This is a genomic window from Nitriliruptor sp. (assembly GCF_040882075.1).
Taxonomy (GTDB): Bacteria; Actinomycetota; Nitriliruptoria; order Nitriliruptorales; family Nitriliruptoraceae; genus Nitriliruptor.
In genome coordinates, this window is record NZ_JBBEBZ010000054.1 from 1 (window position 1) to 5,765 (window position 5,765).

General features: G+C 72.5%; 7 protein-coding genes. 4 read left to right on the top strand and 3 right to left on the bottom strand.

Annotation, left to right across the window (positions count from 1 at the left end; genetic code table 11):
• Nucleotides 1-178: 178 nt before the first annotated feature.
• The 3 genes from WEB03_RS02715 to WEB03_RS02725 all read right to left on the bottom strand — a co-directional run bounded on the left by WEB03_RS02715 (nucleotide 179) and on the right by WEB03_RS02725 (nucleotide 1,400).
• Nucleotides 179-787, bottom strand: coding sequence for an HAD-IA family hydrolase (locus tag WEB03_RS02715; RefSeq protein WP_368069432.1), 609 nt, complete (start codon nucleotides 785-787; stop codon nucleotides 179-181).
• Between the two features lie 25 nt (nucleotides 788-812).
• Nucleotides 813-1,037, bottom strand: a complete 225-nt coding sequence (locus WEB03_RS02720; RefSeq protein ID WP_368069433.1) for a hypothetical protein — start codon at nucleotides 1,035-1,037, stop codon at nucleotides 813-815.
• Nucleotides 1,038-1,109: 72 nt separating this feature from the next.
• A complete protein-coding gene (locus WEB03_RS02725; RefSeq protein WP_368069434.1) occupies nucleotides 1,110-1,400 on the bottom strand; it encodes a hypothetical protein in 291 nt (96 codons plus the stop codon).
• Nucleotides 1,401-1,458: 58 nt separating this feature from the next.
• On the opposite strand from WEB03_RS02725, the gene WEB03_RS02730 reads away from it, so the two are divergent.
• The 4 genes from WEB03_RS02730 to WEB03_RS02745 all read left to right on the top strand — a co-directional run bounded on the left by WEB03_RS02730 (nucleotide 1,459) and on the right by WEB03_RS02745 (nucleotide 5,681).
• Nucleotides 1,459-2,658, top strand: coding sequence for a M20 family metallopeptidase (locus WEB03_RS02730; protein ID WP_368069435.1), 1,200 nt, complete (start codon nucleotides 1,459-1,461; stop codon nucleotides 2,656-2,658).
• Complete coding sequence (locus tag WEB03_RS02735) at nucleotides 2,655-4,040, top strand: hypothetical protein (protein ID WP_368069436.1); 1,386 nt, start codon at nucleotides 2,655-2,657, stop codon at nucleotides 4,038-4,040. Before WEB03_RS02730 ends, WEB03_RS02735 begins: the two co-directional genes overlap by 4 nt.
• Nucleotides 4,037-5,344, top strand: a complete 1,308-nt coding sequence (gene murD / locus WEB03_RS02740) for a UDP-N-acetylmuramoyl-L-alanine--D-glutamate ligase (protein ID WP_368069437.1) — start codon at nucleotides 4,037-4,039, stop codon at nucleotides 5,342-5,344. The genes WEB03_RS02735 and murD overlap by 4 nt, the downstream gene beginning before the upstream one ends.
• A 124-nt stretch (nucleotides 5,345-5,468) precedes the next feature.
• A complete protein-coding gene (locus WEB03_RS02745; RefSeq protein WP_368069438.1) occupies nucleotides 5,469-5,681 on the top strand; it encodes a DUF6458 family protein in 213 nt (70 codons plus the stop codon).
• Nucleotides 5,682-5,765: the final 84 nt, after the last annotated feature.

Genomic DNA, 5,765 nt, shown 5'->3' on the forward strand with positions numbered 1-5,765 from the left:
GCGCGCCGGCCTACCGGGGCGCTGGCGTGGCGCCAGCGCCACGTCAGGACCCCGCGAGCCGAGGACTGGGCGGGCCGAGCCAGTAGGCAACGCCCGTTCCACGTACGCCTTCGGGTCTATCCCATCGACACCCGATGCCGAACTCGCGCCAGATTGAACCGCGTGTGCCGGCGGAGCGTCAGCCGCGATCTCGGCCCTCGCCGAGGACCGGGATGCCGAGCCCCTCCAGCCAGACACGGAGGCCCGCCGCGTCGACGAACCGGTGGCTGGCGATGCCGACGTCGCGGGCCGCCTCGACGTTGACCTCGCGATCGTCGACGAACACCGCTTCCGATGGCTCCGCACCGACCTCAGCGAGGAGCAGCTCGAAGAACACCGGGTCGGGTTTGCGGACCCCGAGGTGGTGGGACGCCAGCACCCGTTCGAACCTGCCGGCGAGGTGGCCGCTGGCCAGCTCCTCGATCCAGACCGGGTAGTTCGAGGCAGCGACACGTTGGACGGCGCCGTCGAGGTCGTCGAGCAGCTCACGCATCCCGGGGATCCACCGGGTCCCGTCACGTCGCGCCTCGTGGAAGGCCTCGACGTCGCAGGCGATGCCGGCGTCCCCCCAGCCAGCCCAGTAGGCCGTCTCGTCGAGCTCGCCCCGTTCGAAGGCGGGCCAGAGATCGGCATCACGGCGCCGGAACAGCTCCGCGAGCGGAACGTTCGTGGCCGCCGCCAGGGCGTCGCGGTAGGCGTCGCGGAGCACCGTGTCCATCACGTCCAGCAGCAGCACACGGACCGCCACGGACCCTCCTCGCGCTCCCCACCGGTCAGGGGAAGCTCTGCTCGATGCGCTCGTCGAGCGCGCCGTCGAAGAGCCCACCGTAGACCGCGATCGGCTCACCCCCGGCCGGCAGGAAGAACCACGCGGGCTGGACACGGACCGAGAACCGGGCCCAGATGTCCCCGTCATCGTCGACGACCTGGACCATGTCGTCGAGCCCGTGACGTGCGACGAACGCCGTCATCTCGGCATCGGTGTCCTTGGCCGGCACGCCGATGAAGGTGACGTCCGGGTGTCGCTTCAGCGCGTCCGCGACCGCGGGAGCCTCACGGTTGCACGACGTTCACCACGGCGTCCAGAACCACACCACGACGTCCCCGGTCACCGCAGCCCCGTCGAAAGTGCCACCGGAAAGTCGGCGTCCACTGAAGGCCAGCAGCTCGCTGGATGCGTCGTCGCCAGCCGCTGCGGATCCCGGCTCCGAGGTGGGCCCCTGCGTCGGCGCGGCATCCGGGGATGCGGTCGCCTCCGTGGGTGGCGCGGGTGACGTCGCCACGACGTCGTCGGACTGGGATGAGCATGCCGCGAGCAGCAGGATGACCGCGGTGGACAACGTCCAGCGAACGGTCCTCACGGTCGTGCTCCTGTCGTCGGCGAGTACCGTTCGGAGCTCGCCCGCACGAAGGTTGCCCGTGCCTGACGTCCGTGACCAACTCGCCCGCTCGACCGACGCCCGGCGAGACGCGCTCATCGCGCTCTCCCACGGTGTACACGCGGACGCGGAGATCGGCTTCGAGGAGCACACCTCCTCGCGGCGGGTGGCCGATGCGCTCGACGCGGGTGGGTTCGACGTGCGTCACGGGGTCGCCGGGCTCGACACCGCCCTCACGGCGACCGTCGGGACGGGTGACCTCCACGTCGCGATCTGCGCCGAGTACGACGCCCTGCCCGGCATCGGTCACGCCTGCGGGCACAACATCATCGCGGCGGCCGCCGCGGGTGCGGGCCTCGCGCTCGCCGAGGTCGCCGACGATCTCGGCCTCACCATCACCGTCCTCGGCACCCCGGCCGAGGAGGGCGGCGGCGGCAAGATCACGATGCTCGACGCGGGGCTGTTCGAGGACGCGCACGTGGCGATGATGGTGCACCCGGCGCCGTACGAGGCCGTGTCCATGCCGTGCCTCGCCGTCCGCCACCTCGACGTGGCCTACACCGGCCGGCCGGCGCACGCCTCGGCGTACCCCCAGATGGGCATCAACGCCGCCGACGCGTTGACCGTGGCGCAGGTCGGTGTCGGCCTGCTCCGCCAGCACATCGCGTCGACGGACCGCATCCACGGGATCGTCACCCACGGCGGTGACGCGCCGAACATCATCCCCCACGAGACCGCCGGCCGCTGGTACGTCCGAGCCCGTGACCTCGAGGAGCTCGCCGAGCTCGAACCCCGTGTGGCCGCCTGCTTCGAGGCGGGTGCGATCGCCACCGGAGCGAGCCTCGAGCTGCGCAGCGACCACGAGCCGTACTCGCAGATGCGCGACGACCGCGAGCTCGCCGGCATCTACCAGATCGCCGCCGAGGGCCTCGGTCGGCGCTTCCCCGCCGCCGACGAGTCGCTGCAGCTCGCCGGCTCGACCGACATGGCCAACGTGTCGCTACGGGTGCCGACCATCCACCCGATGATCGGTATCGACGCGGGCGGGGCGGTCAACCACCAGCCGGGGTTCACCGCGGCCTGCATCACCGCGTCGGCGGACGCCGCGGTCCGTGACGGTGCCCTCGCCATGGCGACCACCGCAGCGTGGGCCGCCAACGATCCCGCCACCCGCCACCGGCTCCAGGAGCAGGCCACCACCCGCCCGAGCACCCGCTGGAACCGCGAGGTGTCGGCGTGACCCGTGACCTCGACCAGGTCCGCGCCGACACCTACCGCCAGCTCGGCGGGACCGCCGACTCCCCCGCCTTCCGTGTGGTCGGGTGGGAAGCCGACGGCAGCGAGGTCGCGCTCACCTACGGGATCGACGGGCTCGCCACCTTCACCGAACGCCTGACCTTCGTGGACCTCGACATCGAGGCGGCGGCTGACCGTTCCCCCGCGGTCCGCGGCGCGCTCCAGCTGACGCTGCTGTGCGCCGCGACGAGCTACCTCAAGGTCTGCCTGCCCCGCGACATCCACCTCGGTCCTGCGCCGACCGCGGCCGTTCGGATGGTCGAGGCGCTGCTGACCGAGGGTCTCGCCGAGCTGGCCTTCGACCACGACCTCGACCTGACCGGCGCGTTCGACGTCCACGCCGACCCGGTCACCGACGTGCCCGACGCGGGCCCGCCCCCGTCGGGGGTGCTCGTGCCGGTCGGCGGCGGCAAGGACTCGGCGGTGACCGCCACGGTCGCCGCCAAGCACGACCCTGACGCCCTCACCATCGCGATCAACCCACGCCGGTCGATGCAGGCGACCGCCGACGCGGTCGGCCTCCCGCTGGTCTCCGTCCGTCGCAAGCTCGATCCGCTGCTGTTCGCGCTGAACGACGCTGGCGCGATCAACGGACACGTCCCGATCACCGCGATCGTCGCGTCCATCTGCACCGTCGCGGCTGCCGCTCTCGGACGGGGAGCGGTCCTGCTGTCCAACGAACGCGCGGCCGACGAACCGACCCGGCGCCTGACCGACCGTGACGTCAACCACCAGTACTCGAAGTCGTCGATGTTCGAGCAGCTCCACGTCGCCGCCGCCGACGCGCTGACCGGTGGTGCCGTGTCGGCGTGGTCGTTCCTGCGCCCCGCGTCCGAGCTGGTCATCGCCCGCGCGTTCGCCCGCCACCCCCACCTGCTGTCCGCCGTCAACAGCTGCAACCGCGCGTACTCGCTCACCGAGGAGCGGGTGGAGTGGTGCGGCGACTGCCCGAAGTGCCGCTTCGTCCAGCTCACGCTCGCGCCGTTCCTGCCCCGGGAGCAGCTCGTCGACCGGCTCGGGTTCGACGCGCTCGACGACCCGGCACAGCTCCCCGGCGTCCGCGCGCTCGTCGACCCGAACGCCAAGCCGTTCGAGTGCGTCGGCACGATCGACGAGGCGCAGCTCGCGCTCGACCTCCTCGCCGACGACCCGGTCTGGGCCGACTCGCTGGCGGTCCGTGAGCTCGGTCGGGCGGGGACGGGATCCGCGGACCGTCTCGCCGAGCTGATCGCGACCACCGATGCCTCCGAGCTCCCCGAGCCGCAACGGACCTGGTTCACCGAGGACGTCCTCGCGGCGCCGTCGCACGATCCGGTCGCGCCGTGACGATCCGGTTCCTCGTCGCGGGTCTCGGCCGCGAGACCCGCGACTGGCTGTCGACCGGCGGCGCAGCGGACGCCGAGGTCATCCTGGTCGACGAACGCCCCATCGATCGTGACGACCCCGCGCTCCGCCGGACCGGGGCCGCGCTCGACCTCCGCGGCGAGGTGGATCTCGATGCCCCGCTGTCGGACCTCGGCTCGCTCGACGAGATCGTCCGCTCCCCCGGCGTCAGCCCGTACCGGACCGCGCTGGCTGACCTGGTCGCGACCGGTGTCCCCACCTCGACCCCGACCGGCCGGTGGCTGGCCGCCGACACCCGCTCGAACCTGATCGCGGTGACCGGTACCAAGGGGAAATCGACGACGGCCGCGATGACCGCCCACGTCCTGCGCGCCATCGGCGTCGACGTGGCGCTCTGCGGCAACATCGGCCGGACGCCGCTGACCGGCGTCGACACCGCCGATCAGACCGTCGTGGTGGAGCTGTCCAGCTACCAGCTCGCCGACCTCGGCGCGGACATCCCCATCGCCGGGCTGACCACCCTGCTGCAGGACCACGTGCCGTGGCACGGCAGCCTCGAGCGGTACCAGACCGACAAGCTGCGTCTGCTCGATCTGGCTCGCCGGCGGTTGAGCACCAGGGTCGCCGCGACCCACCCGTTGGTCGCGGAACGGGTCGACGCGATCGCCGACGTCGCCGCGCAGCGCGAGCGGCTGGGCGCCGCCGTCCGAGCCGCCGGGCTCGTGGGAGAGCACCTCGTCGACGACGCGGCGTTGGCCGTCGGGCTGGTCGACGCCGTGCTCGCCGACCGCGGGACGGACGTCGCGGCCGGAGACCTGCTCGACGCGCTCTCCGACTTCGCGCCGCTGCCCCACCGGTTGACGCCGGTCGCCGAGATCGACGGGGTCCGGTACGTCGACGATTCCATCTCGACCGTCCCCGAAGCGACGCTCGCCGCGCTCGACGCGTACGCCCCCACCGGCCCCGTGACGCTCCTGCTCGGTGGTGACGACCGCGGCCAGGAGCTCGACGAGCTCGCGGCACGGATCGCCACCGCCGATGCCACCGCCATCGTCAGCGGCGCGTTAGCGGACCGGCTCGTCGCGGCCCTGGCTGGAGCTGGGGCCGACCACGCGCACGTCGACGACCTGGCCGCGGCCGTCGAGCTCGCAGCGGAGCGGACGCCTCGCGGCGGTGCGGTCCTGCTGTCCCCCGCCGCCCCGTCCTTCGGCACCCACCGGGACTTCGTCCACCGCGGCGAACACTTCGTCGAGCTCGTCCGCAGCCTCGGATCCGCCGGACGGTGACCCCCGGTCGGGACACCGGTCGGCCGAAGGGACGCAGCGGGTCGTTGACACGGGGTCGGGCGAGCACGACGCTCACCGAAGTTCGACCGGCGCCGCCGGTCCCCCACGTACGAGGAGCCTCCCGATGACCATCGGTGGAAGCATCGCCCTCATCATCGTCGGCGCGATCCTCGCGTTCGCGGTCAGCTTCGACATCGCCGGGATCAGCATCCAGATCATCGGGTACATCCTGATGGTCGGCGGCATCATCGGTCTCATCTTCGGTCTCGTCGTCGCCCAGCGTCGCGGCCGGGCCACGGAGACCACCCGGGTCGTGGACGACCGCGACGTCTACTGATCCGGACCGGGACCGAGCCAGACGGACAGGTCACGCGTGCAACGGCAGCGCCCGCGTCTCGCCGTCCTCCCCGAGGGCCGCGGC